At 61.8% G+C, this 17,568-nt stretch carries 13 protein-coding genes; 5 read left to right on the top strand and 8 right to left on the bottom strand.

The window, feature by feature from the left end; all coding sequences use genetic code 11:
- From TU75_RS19445 to TU75_RS19420, 6 genes are all read right to left on the bottom strand, one after another.
- The gene (locus tag TU75_RS19445) at positions 1-1,242 is read right to left on the bottom strand and encodes an SfnB family sulfur acquisition oxidoreductase (protein ID WP_060549801.1); all 1,242 of its coding nucleotides are present in this window, start codon (positions 1,240-1,242) and stop codon (positions 1-3) included.
- 202 nt (positions 1,243-1,444) lie between these two features.
- A complete protein-coding gene (locus TU75_RS19440; protein ID WP_060549800.1) occupies positions 1,445-2,203 on the bottom strand; it encodes a hypothetical protein in 759 nt (252 codons plus the stop codon).
- Between the two features lie 533 nt (positions 2,204-2,736).
- The gene (gene tcyN, locus TU75_RS19435) at positions 2,737-3,483 is read right to left on the bottom strand and encodes an L-cystine ABC transporter ATP-binding protein TcyN (RefSeq protein WP_060549799.1); all 747 of its coding nucleotides are present in this window, start codon (positions 3,481-3,483) and stop codon (positions 2,737-2,739) included.
- A 3-nt stretch (positions 3,484-3,486) separates the two neighbouring features.
- Positions 3,487-4,152, bottom strand: coding sequence for a cystine ABC transporter permease (gene tcyL, locus TU75_RS19430; protein WP_003236050.1), 666 nt, complete (start codon positions 4,150-4,152; stop codon positions 3,487-3,489).
- The gene (gene tcyJ / locus TU75_RS19425) at positions 4,152-4,946 is read right to left on the bottom strand and encodes a cystine ABC transporter substrate-binding protein (RefSeq protein ID WP_003236048.1); all 795 of its coding nucleotides are present in this window, start codon (positions 4,944-4,946) and stop codon (positions 4,152-4,154) included. Before tcyJ ends, tcyL begins: the two co-directional genes overlap by 1 nt.
- A gap of 157 nt (positions 4,947-5,103) precedes the next feature.
- Positions 5,104-6,099, bottom strand: a complete 996-nt coding sequence (locus TU75_RS19420) for a D-cysteine desulfhydrase (protein WP_060549798.1) — start codon at positions 6,097-6,099, stop codon at positions 5,104-5,106.
- Positions 6,100-6,265: 166 nt separating this feature from the next.
- On the opposite strand from TU75_RS19420, the gene epsC reads away from it, so the two are divergent.
- The 3 genes from epsC to mgrA all read left to right on the top strand — a co-directional run bounded on the left by epsC (position 6,266) and on the right by mgrA (position 10,716).
- Positions 6,266-7,192 (top strand): serine O-acetyltransferase EpsC, encoded by a 927-nt coding sequence (gene epsC / locus TU75_RS19415; RefSeq protein WP_060549797.1) that lies wholly within the window; start codon positions 6,266-6,268, stop codon positions 7,190-7,192.
- Between the two features lie 414 nt (positions 7,193-7,606).
- Positions 7,607-9,568: a choline transporter BetT gene (gene betT, locus TU75_RS19410; protein ID WP_163000902.1), complete on the top strand. Its 1,962-nt coding sequence runs from the start codon at positions 7,607-7,609 to the stop codon at positions 9,566-9,568.
- 110 nt (positions 9,569-9,678) lie between these two features.
- Entirely contained in the window at positions 9,679-10,716 is a 1,038-nt protein-coding gene (gene mgrA, locus TU75_RS19405) for an L-glyceraldehyde 3-phosphate reductase (protein WP_060549796.1), read from the top strand.
- 68 nt (positions 10,717-10,784) lie between these two features.
- On the opposite strand, the gene gshA is transcribed toward mgrA, so the two are convergent.
- The gene (gene gshA / locus TU75_RS19400) at positions 10,785-12,368 is read right to left on the bottom strand and encodes a glutamate--cysteine ligase (RefSeq protein ID WP_060549795.1); all 1,584 of its coding nucleotides are present in this window, start codon (positions 12,366-12,368) and stop codon (positions 10,785-10,787) included.
- Positions 12,369-12,659: 291 nt separating this feature from the next.
- Positions 12,660-14,996 carry a Tex family protein gene (locus TU75_RS19395; RefSeq protein WP_060549794.1) on the bottom strand — a complete coding sequence of 779 codons (2,337 nt, stop codon included), beginning with the start codon at positions 14,994-14,996 and terminating at the stop codon, positions 12,660-12,662.
- Positions 14,997-15,351: 355 nt separating this feature from the next.
- On the opposite strand from TU75_RS19395, the gene ompR reads away from it, so the two are divergent.
- On the top strand, positions 15,352-16,092 hold the full coding sequence (ompR, locus tag TU75_RS19390; RefSeq protein WP_015373500.1) for an osmolarity response regulator transcription factor OmpR: 741 nt from the start codon (positions 15,352-15,354) through the stop codon (positions 16,090-16,092).
- A 117-nt stretch (positions 16,093-16,209) separates the two neighbouring features.
- Positions 16,210-17,523, top strand: coding sequence for an ATP-binding protein (locus tag TU75_RS19385; protein WP_003236033.1), 1,314 nt, complete (start codon positions 16,210-16,212; stop codon positions 17,521-17,523).
- Positions 17,524-17,568: the final 45 nt, after the last annotated feature.

Here is a 17,568-nt window from a genome sequence, read left to right as displayed (position 1 = left end):
TCAAATCCAGGAGTGGCGAGCCGGCAGGGTGCCGTTCAAGCGATAGGCGCCGATGGCGTGGTACTTCCAGCGCACCGGGTCGTGCAGGGTGTGCACCCGGGCGTTGCGCCAGTGGCGGTCAAGGTTGAATTCGGCCAGCGTCGCGCGGCTGCCGGCCAGTTCAAAGAGCTTTTCGCTGACCAGCAGCGCCACTTCGGTGGTCAGCACTTTGGCCTCGGCCACTGCGATGGACGCGCGTGCGGCGGACTGCGCGGTGATCGGCGCGGCGCTGACTTCATCCAGCACCCGGCCGGCTTTGCGCAGCAGCGCTTGGGCGGCGTGCAGTTCGATTTTCAGCTTGCCGATATCGGCGATCACGTACAGGTCGTCACTGGCGCGCTCGACCTTGGCGTCGATCCACGGCCGCGAGCGTTCGCGTACGAACGCAATGGTGTCGTCGAGCGCACCCCGGGCGATGCCGGCATCGATGGCGGCCTGGATCAGTTGCGAGACAGCGCCCTGGATATTCGGGCTTTCGCCGATGCGCCAGTTGTCGATGACCAGCTCAGCGTCCACTGCCACCTCGTCGAGCAATACGGTGCCGCTGGCGGTGGTGCGCTGACCAAAGCCGGACCAGTCATCGATGATGCGCAGCCCTTCGCTGCCACGGCGCACAAACGCCAGAACCTGTTTGCCGTCATCGTTCAGCGCCTTGATCGCGACCCAGTGCGCAAACAGCGCGCCGGTGGAATAAAACTTCTGCCCGCTGACCACGTAGCCGTTGCCCTTGGCGGTGATGCGCGCCTTGAGTTCAAGGGTGTTTTGGGTGCCGCGTTCAGGGCCGCCGTTGCCGATGCGCCAACCGTCGAGGACGCTCTGGAACAGCTGCTTTTTCTGCGGCGGCGTGGCGGTGCCCTGCACCAAGTGCAGGATGCCGAAATGGTTCTGCGGGATCTGCCCCAGGGCCGGGTCGGCCGCGCTGATGATCGCGAACACTTCGGCCAGGGTCACGAAGGACACTTGGGGGCCGCCGTATTCGCGGGGGATGGAAATACTGCCCAGGCCACTGCGGGTGAACTGTTCAAGCTGCGCCCACGGCAACTGGCGTTGTTGGTCACGCTTGGCGGCGTGCTGGCGCGCCGCCTGGGCCAACGTGTGGGCGGCGCTCAACGCCTCTGCATCGTTGCGCAGCACGGCGGCCGGCAACAGCAGGGGGGCTTCGTCCAGATCACTTTGGGGGGGTGTTGCAGCCAAGTTAGACATCAGCGCCGCTCCTTGGCTGCACGTAATGCCCTGGCGTTACGCACCGGGGTAATCTTGATCATACCGACCTCGCATTCAATGAAATAAAACAGAAAAATCAGGAATGTCCGGTGGTCCGGTGCATATACCCTAAACTTGTTAAATATTTAAATAAACTAACTTTTGGGAATATGCATAGAAGGGCGATCACAAGGTTTGAGGGTTAGCCGAGCGGCCGGGGCTGATAGACCGGCGTGGCCGTCGCCGGGCGGGTGGGCAGCAGCGGGGCAATGCGCAGAGTGCGGGTGGGGGCCCAGCGCGAATTGTTGCCGACGCGGTCCAGCACGCAGTAGGTCACCTCCAGCCGGCAGTCGTCGCCGCCTTCGATAATCACGCTCGACGGTACCCACACCTGCACGGCCAGGCCGACGCCCTTGGCGGTGACTTTGGGCAGGTCCATGCGCACGTCGCCCCAGCGGAGGGTGATCGCATCGCCGCTGCTCATGTTGGGGTACGGCTCGATGGTCAGGGGAACGCCGCGGTGCACCTGGCGGCTGTTGACACCCTGGCGACGGATCGTCTCGGGCAGGCCGACCGGGGCGAGGTTTTGGTTTTCGTCGCTGTATACGGCGGGCGGTTGTCCACCTGGGCAGTCGGTCTTGACGCGTACCTGGGTGGTGGCCGAGCGCGCCGGGCCGTGGCCGATCTGCATGACCTGGTAATGCACGTGTGCGGGGCCATCGAGCACGAAGCTTTGCGGAATGCGCAGGCGGGTGGGCTGGCCGATGCGGCATGCGGTTATCCGTCGTGAGGCGGCGAAGCAGTTGTTCCAGAACAGCTCGATCAGGTCACCTTCCTCCATCCCGGGGTAGGGGGCGATATCGACCTGCAGTTGGGCGGCGGCGTGGGCATTGATGCCGTTTCGAAGAGCCTGGGGCAAGGTCGGGGCGGTCAGCATGGCCGGGGTTGCGGTGCGCGTCATAAGTCATCTCCTTGATGCAGCCAGCAGCGATCGTTCCGAGCCATTGGCGCGGGTGCGCAAGCGGGCCGAAAGGAACGATTCAGTAAATAGCCGGGATAGGATCCAATCCTCTGGGCGTTAGATAAGAGGGTTGGGCAAGGCCAGTCAATGGAGGCAAAAGGCTAAACGGCGGGGCGCTGCGGATTCAGAAGGGTCTGACCGGGATGGGGTTTTTTGCGTGGATGCGGCGGGGTGTTTTACCCAGAGGATTGTAGAAGCGCTGTAGGGTGCGAGGCTGCACCAATGTGGCGAGCGGGCTTGTCCCAATGCGGTTCAGTTAAGGAAAAGGTGTGGGCTTATTGTGGCGAGCGGGCTTGTCCCGCGTTGGGGTGCGAAGCGCCGCCCGTCCAGCAAAACGCGGTGTACCTGATACGGCTCAGCGGCCTGGTTTTGGGGCTGCTGCGCAGCCCAACGCAGGACAAGCCTGCTCGCCACAACAAGCCTGCTCGCCACAACAAGCCTGCTCGTCACAGGGATGGGATTGCCTGAGCGTGTCAGTGGGCGAGGAATTTGCTCAGGAACTGGCGGGTGCGTTCTTCCTTGGGGTTGGCAAACAGCGCCTTGGCTTCGCCCTGTTCGACGATCACGCCCTTGTCGAAAAAAATCACTCGGTTGGCCACATCGCGGGCAAAGCTCATTTCGTGGGTGACGATGACCAGTGTGCGGTTTTCTTCGGCGAGGCTGCGAATGGTCGCCAGTACTTCACCCACCAGTTCCGGGTCGAGGGCCGAGGTGGGTTCGTCAAACAGAATCACTTCCGGCTCCATGGCCAGCGCCCGTGCAATCGCCACGCGCTGTTGCTGACCGCCGGACAGGCGCCGTGGGTAGGCGTCTTCCTTGCCTGCCAGGCCAACCTTGGCCAGCAGCGTGCGGCCCAGCTCGGTGGCAGCCTCCCGTGGCATCTTTTTGACCACGATGGGACCTTCGATGACGTTTTCCAGCGCTGTGCGGTGGGGGAACAGGTTGAAGTTCTGGAACACGAAACCCACGTGCTGACGAAGACGTCGCACCAGGCCCTGTTGCTGATTGAGCGGTTTGCTGCCGTCGATCTCGACGTCGCCCACCTTGATACGGCCGCTGGTGGGTTCTTCGAGGAAATTCAGGCAGCGCAGAAAGGTGGTCTTGCCCGAACCGCTGGGGCCGATGATGGCCACGACTTCACCGGCCTTGACCTCAAGGTCGATGCCGTTGAGCACCACCTGAGCGTTGAATTGTTTGGTCAGCTTTTCAACCACGATCATGTTTCAAGACTCCAGGTCATGCCGGTTGACCCGGTCTTCCAGGCGATTTTGAAAATGCGCCAGGATGCTGGCCAGTATCCAGTAGATCAGGGCCGCGGACAGGTACATGGTGAAGATTTCGAAGGTGCGCGCCGACACCAGTTGCGCCTGGCGAAACAGCTCGGGGACCTGGATGGTGGCAGCCAGCGCGGTGTCCTTGACCAGCGAAATGAAACTGTTGCCCAACGGCGGCAAGGCGGTACGCATCGCCTGCGGCAGGATGGCCCGGCGCAGGGTCTGCGCGCGGGTCATGCCGATGCTGGCGGCGGCCTCCCACTGGCCCCGCTCGATGGACGCAATGGCGGCCCGCAGGATTTCACAGGCGTAAGCGGCCATGTTCAGCGAAAAACCGATCATGGCTGCGGGGATCGGATCCAGCTCGATGCCCACTTGCGGCAAGCCGTAGTAGATCAAGAACAGCTGCACCAGCAAGGGCGTGCCGCGAAAGAACGACACGTAGACGCGGGCAGTCCAACTGAGCAGCTTGAAGCGCGAGAGGCGCATCAAGGCCAGGCCGAAGCCCAGCAGCAAACCGAAGAACATCCCGCCCAGGCTGAGAATGACCGTGTAGTACGCGCCCTTGAGCAGAAAGGGCGCGGAGTCCAGCGCGAGTTGGAAACCTGCTTCCATTATTGAGTGACGTCAGCGTTGAAGTACTTCTCGGACAGCTTTTTCAAGGTGCCGTCGGCGCGCAGCTTGTCGAGGGCGGTGTTCACTGCCTCGAGCAATTCAGGCTCGCCTTTGCGCAGGGCAATGCCCGACTCCTGGCGCGAGAACGCATCGCCCGCAGCGGCGGTGTCCGGGGCTTTCTTGGCATATTCCAGCGCAGCCAGGCGGTCGATCAGGATCGCGTCGATGCGGCCGATGCGCAGGTCCTGGAACTTGGTTGGGTCATCGTTGTAAGTCTTGATGATGGCTTTGGGTTGATTGTCCTTGAGCCATTGTTCGTAGTTGGTGCCCAGGCCCACACCGACTTTCTTGCCAGCCAGGTCGGCGGCGGTCTTGATCTCGCCGGCGTTCTTCTTCAGCACCAGCGCCTGGATACCGGAGATGGTGTAAGGCTTGGAGAAATCGTATTTTTTCTTGCGTTCTTCGGAAATGGTCACCTGGTTGACCACGGCGTCCAGGCGTTTGGATTCAAGGGCGGCGAGGATGCCATCCCATGGCGTGGCCTGCAGCTTGACCTTCACGCCCAGCTCTTTGGCGAGGGCTTCGGACAGCTCAACCTCGAAACCGGTGAGCTTGCCGCTTTCATCGACAAAACTGAACGGCGGGTAGGTGCCTTCCAGGCCGATCTTGATCTCGCCCGCTTTCTTGATGTTGCCCAATTGCTCACCGGCAACCGCCTGGCCGAGCAGACCGGCGCCCAACGCCAGGCCCAAAGTGCCAACCAGTAATGTGCGACGCAATGCGGAAATAGTCATGAAGAGCCCCTGTGTTTTTATGGTGAGCGAAGCAGGTGACGCAGTGGTCGTATCCTGCCTTAAAGCGCGCGACTATAAGGCCGGTTTTTAAGACTTGAAAATAATATAAATCAATCCAGATATTCTATTTTTGAATATAGAAAATTTTAAAGTGGACTCAATCAAATACGCAGTCATAGGCAAACAGCGCCGGTGCCCCGCCGGTATGCAGGAAGATGATCGGCCCGTCCTCAAACCGTTGGCGCCCGATGCCGTCCAGCAAGCCGGCCATGGCCTTGCCGGTGTACACCGGGTCTAGCAACAGACCTTCCTGGCTGGCCAAAAGTTTGATCGCTGACAACGTGCCCGCATTCGGCTCGCCGTAGCGCGGGCCGAAATATTCGTCCCACAGGATCACTTTGAACGCGTCCGGCAAAGCCACACCCAGCAACTCGGCGGTGCGTTCGGCCAGGCCCTGCACTTTCGGGCGTTGGGTTTCGTCGCTGCGCGAGACGGTCACACCGACCACCGGCAGGTCAGGCAAGGCTTCGCTCAAGGCCAACGCGAGGCCGCTGTGGGTGCCGGCGCTGCCGGAGGCCAGCACCACGGCGGCGAAGTCGATGCCGCTGGCGTCGATCTGCGCGGCCAACTCCAGACCTGCCCTAACGTAGCCCAAGGCGCCCAGCGCGTTGGAGCCGCCGATGGGCACCAGATACGGCTTCTTGCCATTGCTGCGCAGGCGGTCGGCGAGGGCATTGAGTTGGTCGTCGACGTTATCGAGGTTTTCAACCAGCTCCACCTTGGCGTCGAACAGTTCGAGCAGCAGTCGGTTGCCGTTGCCAAGGTAGTTGGGGTCTTCGGTGCCGGTGGGGTTTTCCAGCAGGGCGACGCAGCCCAAGCCTAGCTTGGCGGCCAGTGCGGCGGTCTGGCGTACGTGGTTGGACTGAATGGCGCCAGCGGTAACGAGGGTGTCGGCGCCCTGGGCGATGGCATCGGCGGCGAGGTATTCGAGCTTGCGCAGTTTGTTGCCGCCCATGGCCAGTGGTGTGGTGTCGTCGCGCTTGACGTAGACGTCGCGGCCAAGCCACGTCGACAGCCGTTCGAGTTTCTCCAGGGCGGTGGCGCCGCCCAGCAGGTCCAGGCGGTTAAAGCGGTCGAGCTGTTGCTTGATCATAAGTGCGCACGGTTGCTGTGGGATGGGCCGACTATAGGCAGGCACTTTTGCGCAGGCAACCGTCAATCGCTTATAGCCGATAGTGCTTGGCATCACACCATTGGTTCTTAAGGGCGGGCGGTGCGCATACCGTAAAGTGGCGGCCATTACGTAAGGAGTGAAGACCGTGAGTGAGCGTTCCAGTCATTGGCAATTACAGACCATCGTCAGCCAGCTGCGCAGCGCCCGCGACCAGTGGCGCACGCGCAATGGCCGGTTGAGCGGCGAGCATGGCGGGCGTGAACTGCCGTCGCGCGAGGCGGTGGCGCAGATCCTCGAAGCCTTGTGCGGTGCGTTGTTTCCGATGCGCCTGGGGCCGGTGGATCTGCGTGAGGAAAGTGAAGATTTCTACGTCGGTCACACCCTGGACGTGGCGCTGAACGCGTTGCTTGCGCAGGCGCGCCTCGAGCTTCGTTATGCCGCGCGCCAGGGCGGGCAGGACGACAGCCAGATCGATGCCCATGCCATCCGTCTGATCCAGGATTTTGCCTTGGCCTTGCCGTCCCTGCGAAGCCTCCTGGACACCGACGTGCTGGCCGCCTACCACGGCGACCCGGCCGCACGCAGCGTCGACGAAGTGCTGCTGTGCTATCCCGGCATTCTGGCGGTGATTCACCATCGCCTGGCGCATCACCTATACCGCGCCGGTTTGCCGTTGCTGGCACGGATCAGCGCAGAAATCGCCCACTCGGCCACCGGCATCGACATCCACCCCGGCGCGCAGATCGGCCCGAGCTTCTTTATCGATCACGGCACGGGGGTGGTGATTGGTGAAACTGCAATCATCGGTGAGCGCGTGCGCATCTACCAGGCGGTGACGCTGGGCGCCAAGCGCTTTCCGGCGGACGAAGACGGGCAGTTGCAGAAAGGGCATCCAAGGCATCCGATCGTGGAGGACGATGTGGTGATCTATGCCGGGGCGACCATCCTGGGACGCATCACCATCGGCAAGGGTTCGACCATCGGCGGCAATGTGTGGCTGACGCGCAGTGTGCCGGCGGGGGTGAACATTACTCAGGCCAATCTGCAGCATGAGGATGGGGCGCAGAAATAGAGAATTCAGTACAAATCCCCTGTAGGAGCGGGCTTGCTCGCGAAGGCGGAGTGTCAGTTGCTGGATATGTTGCTGACCCACTGCATTCGCGAGCAAGCCCGCTCCACATTTTTGACCGCATTCCATTTTTGAGCCGTACTTAACGCGGAAATCGCTGAACGATTTACCTCGCGCACCCGTCATACCAATCCCTGAGCTAGTGTAGGAATGACCTACCACTCAGCCCTGCGATTAGTCCCCGACCGCCCATCCATGTTTAAATTGAACGCTCGTTCAAGTTAAACCGGTGGTTCGCTGCCCGCTCACAACAGGAGGCTTACCTTTGCTGAGTCCGTTATTTACAGCCACATACCCAACCCTCGGGGTGCACCGTTCATGAGTGCCTCGTCCACCCCCTCCAGCGGCCTGGTGCGCATGAATGCGCCCGTCTTCTACTTTGCCGCGACGTTCATTCTGCTGTTTGGCATCACCGTCATCGCGATCCCGCAACAGGCCGGTGCCTGGCTGCTGGCGGCGCAAAACTGGGCGGCCAATACGGTCGGCTGGTATTACATGCTGGCGATGACGCTGTATCTGGTCTTCGTGGTGGTCACCGCGTTATCGGGCTACGGCAAGATAAAACTCGGTGCCGACCACGACGAGCCCGAATTCAGTTACCTGTCCTGGGCCGGCATGCTGTTCGCCGCCGGCATCAGTATCACGCTGTTCTTCTTTTGCGTGTCCGAGCCGCTGACGCACCTGGTGCAACCGCCCCAGGGCGCGCCGATGAACGCCGATGCCGCGCGCCAGGCCATGCAGATTCTGTTTCTGCACTGGGGCCTGCACGGTTGGGGCGTGTTCGCCTTTGTCGGCATGGCCCTGGCCTACTTCGCCTATCGGCATAACCTGCCGCTGGCGTTGCGTTCGGCGCTGTACCCGCTGATCGGCAAGCGCATCAACGGCCCCATCGGCTACGCGGTGGACGGATTCGGCATTATCGCCACGGTGTTCGGCCTGGGTGCCGACATGGGCTTTGGGGTACTGCACCTCAACTCCGGGCTGGACTACCTGTTTGGCATTGCCCATACGCAGTGGGTCCAGGTCGGCCTGATCACCCTGATGATGGGCGCGGCGATTCTTGTGGCGGTGGCCGGCGTCGACAAGGGTGTGCGCGTGATGTCCGACATCAACATGCTGCTGGCCTGTGCGCTGCTGTTGTTTGTGTTGTTCGCCGGCCCCACCCAGCATTTGCTCAATACGTTGATCCAGAACATCGGCGACTACCTCGGCGCCTTGCCGACCAAGAGTTTCGATGTGTACGCCTACGACAAACCCAGCGACTGGCTGGGCGGTTGGACAGTGTTCTACTGGGCCTGGTGGATCGCATGGTCGCCGTTCGTGGGCCTGTTCATTGCACGGATTTCCCGTGGCCGCACCATCCGCGAATTCGTGTTCGGTGTGCTGCTGATTCCGCTGGGCTTTACCTTGGCGTGGATGTCGATCTTCGGCAACAGTGCCATCGATCAGGTGCTCAACCACGGTATGGCTGCACTGGGCCAGTCGGCTATCGATGACCCGTCGATGAGCCTGTACCTGCTGCTGGAAACCTACCCTTGGAGCAAGACGGTGATCGCCGTCACGGTGTTCATCAGCTTCGTGTTCTTTGTCACCTCCGCCGACTCGGGCACCGTGGTGCTGTCGACGCTGTCGTCCAAGGGGGGCAACGCCGATGAAGACGGGCCGAAGTGGCTGCGGGTGTTCTGGGGCGCGATGACCGCGCTTGTCACCAGCGCCTTGTTGTTTGCCGGCAGCATCGATTCGCTGAAATCGGCGGTGGTGCTCACCTCGTTGCCGTTCTCGATGATCCTGTTGTTGATGATGTGGGGGCTGCACAAGGCGTTCCACCTGGAATCACAAAAGCAGATCGCGCAGTTGCATTCGCTGGCGCCGGTGTCGGCTTCGCGCCGGGGCAAAGGCGGCTGGCGCCAGCGCTTGAGCCAGGCGGTGCACTTCCCGTCGCGGGACGAGGTGTACCGCTTCCTCGAGTCGACGGTGCGCCCGGCGATTGAGGAAGTGACGGCGGTGTTTGTCGAGAAGGGTCTTTCGGTGGTCACCCAGCCGGACCCGGCCAACGACAGCGTCAGCCTCGAGATCGGCCATGGCGAGGAACACCCGTTCATCTACCAGGTGCAGATGCGCGGTTACTTCACGCCGTCGTTCGCCCGTGGCGGCATGGGCTCCAAACAGATCAACAACCGTCGCTACTACCGGGCGGAAGTGCACTTGAGCGAGGGCAGCCAGGACTACGATCTGGTGGGCTACACCAAGGAGCAGATCATCAACGACATCCTCGACCAGTACGAGCGGCATTTGCAGTTTCTGCATCTGGTGCGCTGATGCCCTGTGATCGTTCCCATGCCCTGCGTGGGAACGATCATCGGCAGGTCCACTCTGTTGTTAAATTGCTGTAAAAGGGAAACCACGCCCAACAGCCCAGAGAGGATTCGATGACGTACATTGCTGCCGAAAACCGCTATGAATCTATGCCGTATCGCCGCACAGGCCGCAGTGGCTTGGTGCTGCCGGCCCTGTCCCTGGGGCTGTGGCACAACTTTGGCGACAGCACCCCGATCGCCACGCAGCGCGCGCTGCTGCGTACCGCGTTCGACCTGGGGATCAATCACTTCGACCTGGCCAACAACTACGGCCCGCCCTACGGCAGCGCCGAGATCAACTTCGGCCGCCTGCTGCGCGAAGACTTCAAGCACTACCGCGACGAACTGATCATCTCCAGCAAAGCCGGCTGGGACATGTGGCCCGGTCCTTACGGCCAGGGCGGTGGTTCGCGCAAGTACGTGCTGGCCAGCCTCGATCAGAGCCTGCAGCGCATGGGGCTCGACTATGTGGATATTTTCTATTCCCACCGTTTTGATGCCGACACGCCGCTGGAAGAAACCGCCAGCGCCCTGGCGACTGCCGTGCAGCAGGGCAAGGCGCTGTACATCGGCATCTCGTCGTATTCCGGGGTGAAAACCCGTGAGATGGCGGCGCTGCTCAACGAGTGGAAAGTGCCGCTGTTGATTCACCAGCCGGCCTACAACCTGCTCAATCGCTGGGTGGAGAAAGACCTGCTCGACACCACCGATGAACTCGGCGTCGGCGTGATCGCGTTCACCCCGCTGGCCCAGGGCCTGCTCACCGACAAGTACCTCAACGGCGTGCCGGCCGACGCGCGGGTCAACCGTCCGGGCGGTGGTTCGCTGCAGGCTGGTCACCTGTCCGAAGCCAACCTCGCCCACGTGCGCGCCCTAAACGAAATCGCCCAGCGTCGCGGCCAGAGCCTGGCCCAACTGGCGCTGGCCTGGACGTTACGTGACCCACGGGTGACCAGCGCGCTGATCGGCGCGAGCCGGCCGGAGCAGATCATCGAGAACGTCGGGGCATTGAAGAATCTGAGTTTCAGCAAGGAGGAACTGGCGCAGATCGATCGGTTTGCGCAGGAGGGCGGGATCAACCTGTGGGAGAAGCCGTCCAGCGCTGAGTAAGCTGAGGGTGGGAATCGGGCTTGTTGTGGCAAGCCCTCTTCCGCACTTATAGCCAGGTCAGCCTTTGTTCAGTTGCTGATGGCCAGGATGCTCGCCTGATACGACCCGACGAACACATCAAAGTCGCCCACTTCGGTTTGCTCCAGCTCCGCCTGTTGCGCCAGCGACTTGCGCGCCAGCTCTTCAAAGTGCGCCTGTTCGTCAGTTGCCAGCGGATCCTTGCGGAAATACTCGGCATGCAGCTGGCTCTGGTGCAGGGAGAACTGCGCGAAGCTCTCTTTGCGCTCGGCCATTGCTGCCAGTACCTGGGCCGACGGGGTCAGCGACGGGTCCTGGATTTTTGCCAATTGGGCGTCCAGAGCCTGGCTGTGTTCGCTGATGCCGTGGCTCTCGTCGAGCAGGGCGGCCAGTGGCGCAATCTGCTCCAGCAGCTCGGTGGCCCATTGCTTCATGTCCACCGCCGCGCCGTCGCGCTGCAACTCCAGGCCCGGACGACGGCCTTCCTTGACCACGCTGAGGAAGTTGGCGCTGGCGTTGCCGCATTCATTGTTGGCGAACAGCGGGCTGTCGTTGAGTGCGCAATACAGCAGGAACGCGTCGAGAAAGCGCGACTCCGGCAGGTCGATGCCCATGGGCAGGAACGGGTTAATGTCCAGGCAGCGCACTTCGATGTACTGGATGCCACGGGCCACCAGCGCCTGGATCGGCCGTTCGCCGGTGTAGGTCACGCGCTTGGGGCGGATGTTGGAGTAGTACTCGTTTTCGATCTGCAGGATGTTGGTGTTGAGCTGCACCCACTCACCGTCCTTGTGCGTGCCGACTTCGACGTACGGCGCGTAGGGCGTTGCTACCGCCTGGCGCAGGCTATCGGTGTAGCTTGCCAGGTCGTTGTAGCACGGCGTGAGGCCGGCCTGGGCGTTGCTCTGGTAACCCAGGTCGCTCATGCGCAGGCTGGTGGCGTAGGGCAGGTACAGCGTATCGGCGTCCAGCACTTCGAGCTGGTGCGAGCGACCGCGCAGGAACCCGGCGTCCAGGGCCGGCGAAGCACCGAAGAGGTACATCAGCAGCCAACTGTAGCGGCGGAAGTTGCGGATCAGCGCGATGTAGGCCGTGGACTGATAGTCACGCTCGGTCCCGACGAAGCCTTCGGTGTCCTTGAGCAGCGGCCACAGCTGTTCCGGCAGGGAAAAGTTGTAGTGAATGCCGGCGATGCACTGCATGGTCTTGCCGTAACGCAGCGCCAGGCCCTTGCGGTACACGTACTTGAGCTGTCCGATGTTGGAAGTGCCGTAATAGGCAATCGGGATGTCTTCCTCGGCCGGCAACGGGCAGGGCATCGACGGGCTCCACAGGTATTCGCTGCCGAGCTTGGTGTAGGCAAAGCGGTGGATCCTGTCCAGGCTGCTCAGGGTATCGGCCGGGTTGGGCAGGGCCGGGGTGATGAACTCCAGCAGCGATTCCGAGTAGTCGGTGGTGATCATTTCGTTGGTCAGCGCGGCGCCCAGGGCTTCGGGGTGCGGCGTTTGTGCCAGGCGACCCTCACCGGTGACCCGCAGGCATTCGCGCTCGATGCCGTGCAAGCATTGCTCCAGCAGGGAGAGGTGTTCGCGCTTGCCGAGCAGAGCCAGGCGGCGGTTGAGAAGTTCGCTCAAGTTGGATTCCTTCACGCGTCAGTCGCCCCAATATGGGGGTGGGCAGGACGGTCTACAAGGGTGAAGTGGAAACTGGCGTTATCGCCTGGTTTTGAATCGAGGTGACCTGCATTGAAAAAGCCTCCATCGCTCCATGAATTGGGCTACAGCGCATCAAGAAAATTCCGACGCTGTGATTGCAGCGCCGAAATTAACTCAAATCGAGGGTGGGGAGCTATAGGGCAACGAAGGTGCCCTGTGCTTTTGCGACAAGTCTTGCGCGCGGGTACGCGCACGACTTTGATTTGACCCCTAGCGTTTCTTCAACTGCTTGGCGTTGGCGAACAGCGAGGCCATGGCGTTGTTGGTCGGCGCCGCGGTTGCGGTTTCCTTGCGCGGTTGGCTGTTTTCCGAGCGATTCTGCGACTGACGCGGTGCCGAGCCCGGACGCGCGCCGCGTGCACCGTCGACTTTCTCGCCGGGGGTGTCGCTCATGCGCATCGACAGGCCCACGCGTTTGCGCGGGATGTCGACTTCCATGACCTTGACCTTGACCACGTCACCGGCCTTGACTGCTTCGCGCGGGTCCTTGATGAACTTCTCCGACAACGCGGAGATGTGTACCAGGCCGTCCTGGTGCACACCGATGTCCACGAACGCGCCGAAGTTGGTCACGTTGGTCACCACGCCTTCGAGGATCATGCCCGGCTGCAGGTCTTTGAGGTCTTCGACGCCATCCTGGAATTCGGCGGTCTTGAACTCGGGACGCGGGTCGCGACCGGGTTTCTCCAGCTCTTGCAGAATGTCGGTGATGGTCGGCACACCGAAGGTTTCGTCGGTGTATTTCTTCGGGTCCAGGCGCTTGAGGAACGCGGCGTCGCCGATCAGCGAGCGAATGTCGCGGTCGGTTTCGGCGGCGATGCGTTGCACCAGTGGGTAGGCTTCCGGGTGGACGGCGGACGAATCCAGCGGGTTGTCGCCATTCATGACGCGCAGGAAACCGGCAGCCTGTTCGAAGGTTTTTTCACCCAGACGTGCGACTTTTTTCAGCGCGGCGCGGGTTTTGAACGCACCGTTCTGATCGCGGTGGGTGACGATGTTCTGCGCCAGTGTCGCGTTGAGGCCGGAGATACGTGCCAGCAGCGCCACGGAGGCAGTGTTCACGTCCACGCCCACGGCGTTTACGCAGTCTTCCACCACGGCATCCAGGCCGCGCGCCAGTTTCAGCTGCGACACGTCGTGCTGGTACTGGCCGACGCCGATGGATTTGGGGTCGATCTTCACCAGCTCCGCCAGCGGATCCTGCAGGCGGCGGGCGATGGACACCGCGCCTCGGATCGACACGTCGAGGTCCGGGAACTCTCTGGACGCCAGTTCCGACGCCGAGTACACCGACGCACCGGCCTCGGAGACCATGACTTTGGTCATCTTCATGGCCGGGTATTTTTTGATCAGCTCGGCGGCCAGCTTGTCGGTTTCACGGCTGGCGGTGCCGTTGCCGATGGCGATCAGGTCCACCGAATGCTTTGCGCACAGTGCGGCCAGGATGGCGAGGGTCTGATCCCACTTGTTGTGCGGCACATGCGGGTACACGGTGGCGTGGTCCAGCAGCTTGCCGGTGGCGTCGACCACCGCGACCTTGCAACCGGTGCGCAGGCCGGGGTCCAGGCCCAGGGTGGCGCGCGGGCCGGCGGGGGCGGCCAGCAACAGGTCGTGCAGGTTGTGGGCGAACACGTTGATCGCCTCGGTTTCGGCGCCGTCACGCAGTTCGCCCAGCAGGTCGGTTTCCAGGTGGGTGTAGAGCTTGACCTTCCAGGTCCAGCGCACGACTTCACCGAGCCACTTGTCCGCAGGACGGTTCTGGTTCTGGATACCGAATTGTTGCCCGATCATGCCTTCGCACGGGTGCATGGTGCCCGGCAATTCGTCGCCGACTTTGAGCGCAGAGCTGAGAATGCCTTCGTTGCGACCGCGAAAAATGGCCAGCGCGCGGTGCGACGGCATGCTCTTGAGCGGTTCGTCGTGCTCGAAGTAATCACGGAACTTGGCGCCTTCTTCCTCTTTGCCGGCGATGACGCGGGCGCTGAGCACGGCTTCCTGCTTGAGGTAGTTGCGCAGTTTTTCCAGCAGGTTGGCGTTTTCGGCGAAGCGCTCCATGAGGATGTACTTGGCGCCTTCGAGAGCGGCCTTGACGTCGGCGACGCCCTTGTCGGCATCGATGAAGCGTGCGGCTTCGGCTTCCGGGCTCAGCAACGGATCGTTGAACAGGCCGTCGGCCAGATCGCCGAGGCCGGCTTCCAGGGCGATCTGGCCCTTGGTGCGGCGCTTTTGCTTGTAGGGCAGGTAAAGGTCTTCGAGGCGGGTCTTGGTGTCGGCGAGCTTGATATCGCGCTCAAGTTGCGGGGTGAGCTTGCCCTGTTCCTCGATGCTGGAGAGGATGCTGATGCGCCGTTCGTCGAGTTCTCGCAGGTAGCGCAGGCGTTCTTCCAAGTGCCTTAGCTGAATATCGTCGAGGCTGCCGGTCACTTCCTTACGGTAACGGGCGATGAAAGGCACCGTGGAGCCTTCATCCAGTAGAGCGACGGCCGCTTCGACCTGTTGGGGGCGTACGCCTAGTTCTTCGGCGATGCGGCTGTTGATGCTGTCCATAAAACCACCTGAAATTCTGAAAAGCAGCGCGCAGGCCCGCAAAACAAGGCCCGGCAAGACTGGTTGAGCGGCCCGACCGGCACCGCTGCCTGGGTCAAGAGGCAGCCAATTGACCCTCGAAATCTAAAAAGTCGCGTCAAGCGGGTAAAAAAAGCCGGCAGTAACCGGAAACGATCTGACGTTGCCCTGCAAGACGGCGCCGCATTATAACCAGCGTTCTGTCCTTGAGGGGTACTGCGCCGGTGGTTGTAGGACGCGGGTCCGCTGGTGGTCGAGGAAAAATCTGCTAACAATGCACACGGTGCGTATAACGGCAGCTAGGCCATAATGCGCGCCGAGATAAGAGGAGCATCTAATGAGCAGCACTGCACAAACTGCTGAAGGCGAAAAAATTCTCATCGTTGATGACGATCCGGGGCTGAGCAGCCTGCTGGAGCGCTTCTTCAACTCCAAGGGCTACCGTGCCCGTGCGGTGCCGAATACCGAGCAGATGGACCGCCTGCTGGGGCGAGAAGTATTCAATCTGGTCGTACTCGACCTGATGCTCCCCGGCGAAGACGGCCTCACCGCCTGCAAACGCCTGCGTGGCGCGAACAACCAGATTCCGATCATCATGCTCACCGCCAAGGGCGACGAGCTGAGTCGCATCAAGGGCCTGGAACTGGGTGCAGATGATTATCTGGCCAAGCCGTTCAACCCTGACGAGTTGATGGCCCGGGTCAAGGCCGTACTGCGGCGTCAGGCCCCGCCGGTGCCGGGCGCTCCGGGCAGCGAAGACGAAAGCGTCACCTTTGGCGACTACGAGCTGTCGCTGGCGACCCGTGAACTCAAGCGTGGCGACGAAGTACACATGCTCACCACCGGTGAGTTCGCGGTGCTCAAGGCCCTGGTGATGAACGCGCGCCAGCCGCTGACACGCGACAAGCTGATGAACCTGGCCCGTGGCCGGGAATGGGACGCTCTGGAGCGCTCCATCGATGTGCAGATATCCCGTCTGCGCCGAATGATCGAGCCGGACCCCTCCAAGCCTCGCTATATCCAGACGGTCTGGGGTGTGGGTTACGTGTTTGTGCCGGATGGCACTGCGACCAAGTGACCGATGATTTGCAGGCGCGGGTATCCCGGCGTTTGATCCCTTGAGGGTCGACGGGGTGCTCGGCGTCTGCAATTCCGCGAGCGCTGCTTTTTCCTGCCAGGTGTCCAGCTGTCTCTTATGAAAACCCCATTGTGGTTCCCACAAAGTTTCTTCTCGCGCACCCTTTGGCTGGTGTTGATCGTCGTTCTGTTTTCCAAGGCACTCACACTGGTTTATCTGCTGATGAACGAGGACGTGCTGGTTGACCGGCAATACAGCCACGGCGTCGCGCTGACGCTGCGTGCCTACTGGGCGGCCGACCCCGAAAACCGCGAGAAGATCGCCAAGGCCGCCACGCTGGTGCGTGTTGCCGGTGCGGGCGTGCCGGAGGGCGAGCAACATTGGCCCTACAGCGAAATCTATCAGCGCCAGATGCAGGCCGAGCTCGGTGAAGACACTGAGGTGCGCTTGCGCATGCATGTGTCGCCAGCCCTGTGGGTGCGTGCGCCGAGTCTGGGTGAAGACTGGCTGAAGGTACCGCTGTATCCGCACCCGTTACGCGGGCAGAAGATCTGGAACGTGCTCGGCTGGTTCCTGGCGATCGGTTTGCTCTCCACCGCCTCTGCGTGGATTTTTGTGCGTCAGCTCAACCAGCCGCTTAAACGCCTGGTATTCGCCGCCCGCCAGCTCGGCCAGGGACGCAGCGTGCGCCTGCCGGTGAGTGACACACCCAGCGAGATGACCGAGGTGTACGGCGCGTTCAATCAGATGGCGGAAGACGTCGAACAGGCCGGGCGCGAGCGGGAGCTGATGCTGGCGGGGGTATCCCATGACCTGCGTACGCCGCTGACGCGTTTGCGGCTGTCTCTTGAATTGATGGGCAACCACACCGATCTGACGGACGACATGGTCCGCGACATTGAGGACATGGATGCGATTCTGGATCAGTTCCTGGCGTTTATCCGCGATGGCCGTGATGAAGTCGTTGAAGAAGTCGATCTGACCGACCTGGTGCGTGAAGTCGTGGCGCCCTACAACCAGAACGGCGAACAGGTACGCATGCGCCTTGAGCCGATCCAGCCCTTCGCGTTGCGCAGGGTTTCGATGAAGCGCTTGCTCAATAACCTGATCGGCAATGCCTTGCACCATGCTGGTTCCGATGTGGAGGTGGCGGCATATGTGTCCGGGGATAGCACGGCGCCCTACGTGGTGCTGAGCGTGATGGACCGCGGCGCCGGTATCGATCCCGCCGAACTGGAAGGCATTTTCAACCCGTTCACCCGTGGCGACCGTGCCCGTGGTGGCAAGGGCACCGGGCTGGGACTGGCCATTGTGCGGCGAATTGCGTCGATGCATGGCGGCAATGTTGAGCTGCGCAACCGTGCGGACGGTGGGCTGGAGGCACGGGTGCGTTTGCCGCTTGGTTTGATGCTGCCCCGAGATGCGGTCTAACCAACAACACTGATTGAAAATGTGGGAGAGGGCTTACTCCCACAT

This window comes from Pseudomonas poae, assembly GCF_001439785.1.
GTDB classification, from domain to species: domain Bacteria; phylum Pseudomonadota; class Gammaproteobacteria; order Pseudomonadales; family Pseudomonadaceae; genus Aquipseudomonas; species Aquipseudomonas poae.
Note: the sequence above shows the minus strand (reverse complement) of the source record. Positions and strands in the feature narration are given on the sequence as shown.

Coding starts and splice junctions, on each gene's coding strand:
- TU75_RS19445 (WP_060549801.1), bottom strand. CDS start 1,242: ATGTCTAACTTGGCTGCAACACCCCCCCAAAGTGATCTGGACGAAGCC.
- TU75_RS19440 (WP_060549800.1), bottom strand. CDS start 2,203: ATGACGCGCACCGCAACCCCGGCCATGCTGACCGCCCCGACCTTGCCC.
- tcyN (WP_060549799.1), bottom strand. CDS start 3,483: ATGATCGTGGTTGAAAAGCTGACCAAACAATTCAACGCTCAGGTGGTG.
- tcyL (WP_003236050.1), bottom strand. CDS start 4,152: ATGGAAGCAGGTTTCCAACTCGCGCTGGACTCCGCGCCCTTTCTGCTC.
- tcyJ (WP_003236048.1), bottom strand. CDS start 4,946: ATGACTATTTCCGCATTGCGTCGCACATTACTGGTTGGCACTTTGGGC.
- TU75_RS19420 (WP_060549798.1), bottom strand. CDS start 6,099: ATGATCAAGCAACAGCTCGACCGCTTTAACCGCCTGGACCTGCTGGGC.
- betT (WP_163000902.1), top strand. CDS start 7,607: ATGAATGCGCCCGTCTTCTACTTTGCCGCGACGTTCATTCTGCTGTTT.
- mgrA (WP_060549796.1), top strand. CDS start 9,679: ATGACGTACATTGCTGCCGAAAACCGCTATGAATCTATGCCGTATCGC.
- TU75_RS19395 (WP_060549794.1), bottom strand. CDS start 14,996: ATGGACAGCATCAACAGCCGCATCGCCGAAGAACTAGGCGTACGCCCC.
- ompR (WP_015373500.1), top strand. CDS start 15,352: ATGAGCAGCACTGCACAAACTGCTGAAGGCGAAAAAATTCTCATCGTT.
- TU75_RS19385 (WP_003236033.1), top strand. CDS start 16,210: ATGAAAACCCCATTGTGGTTCCCACAAAGTTTCTTCTCGCGCACCCTT.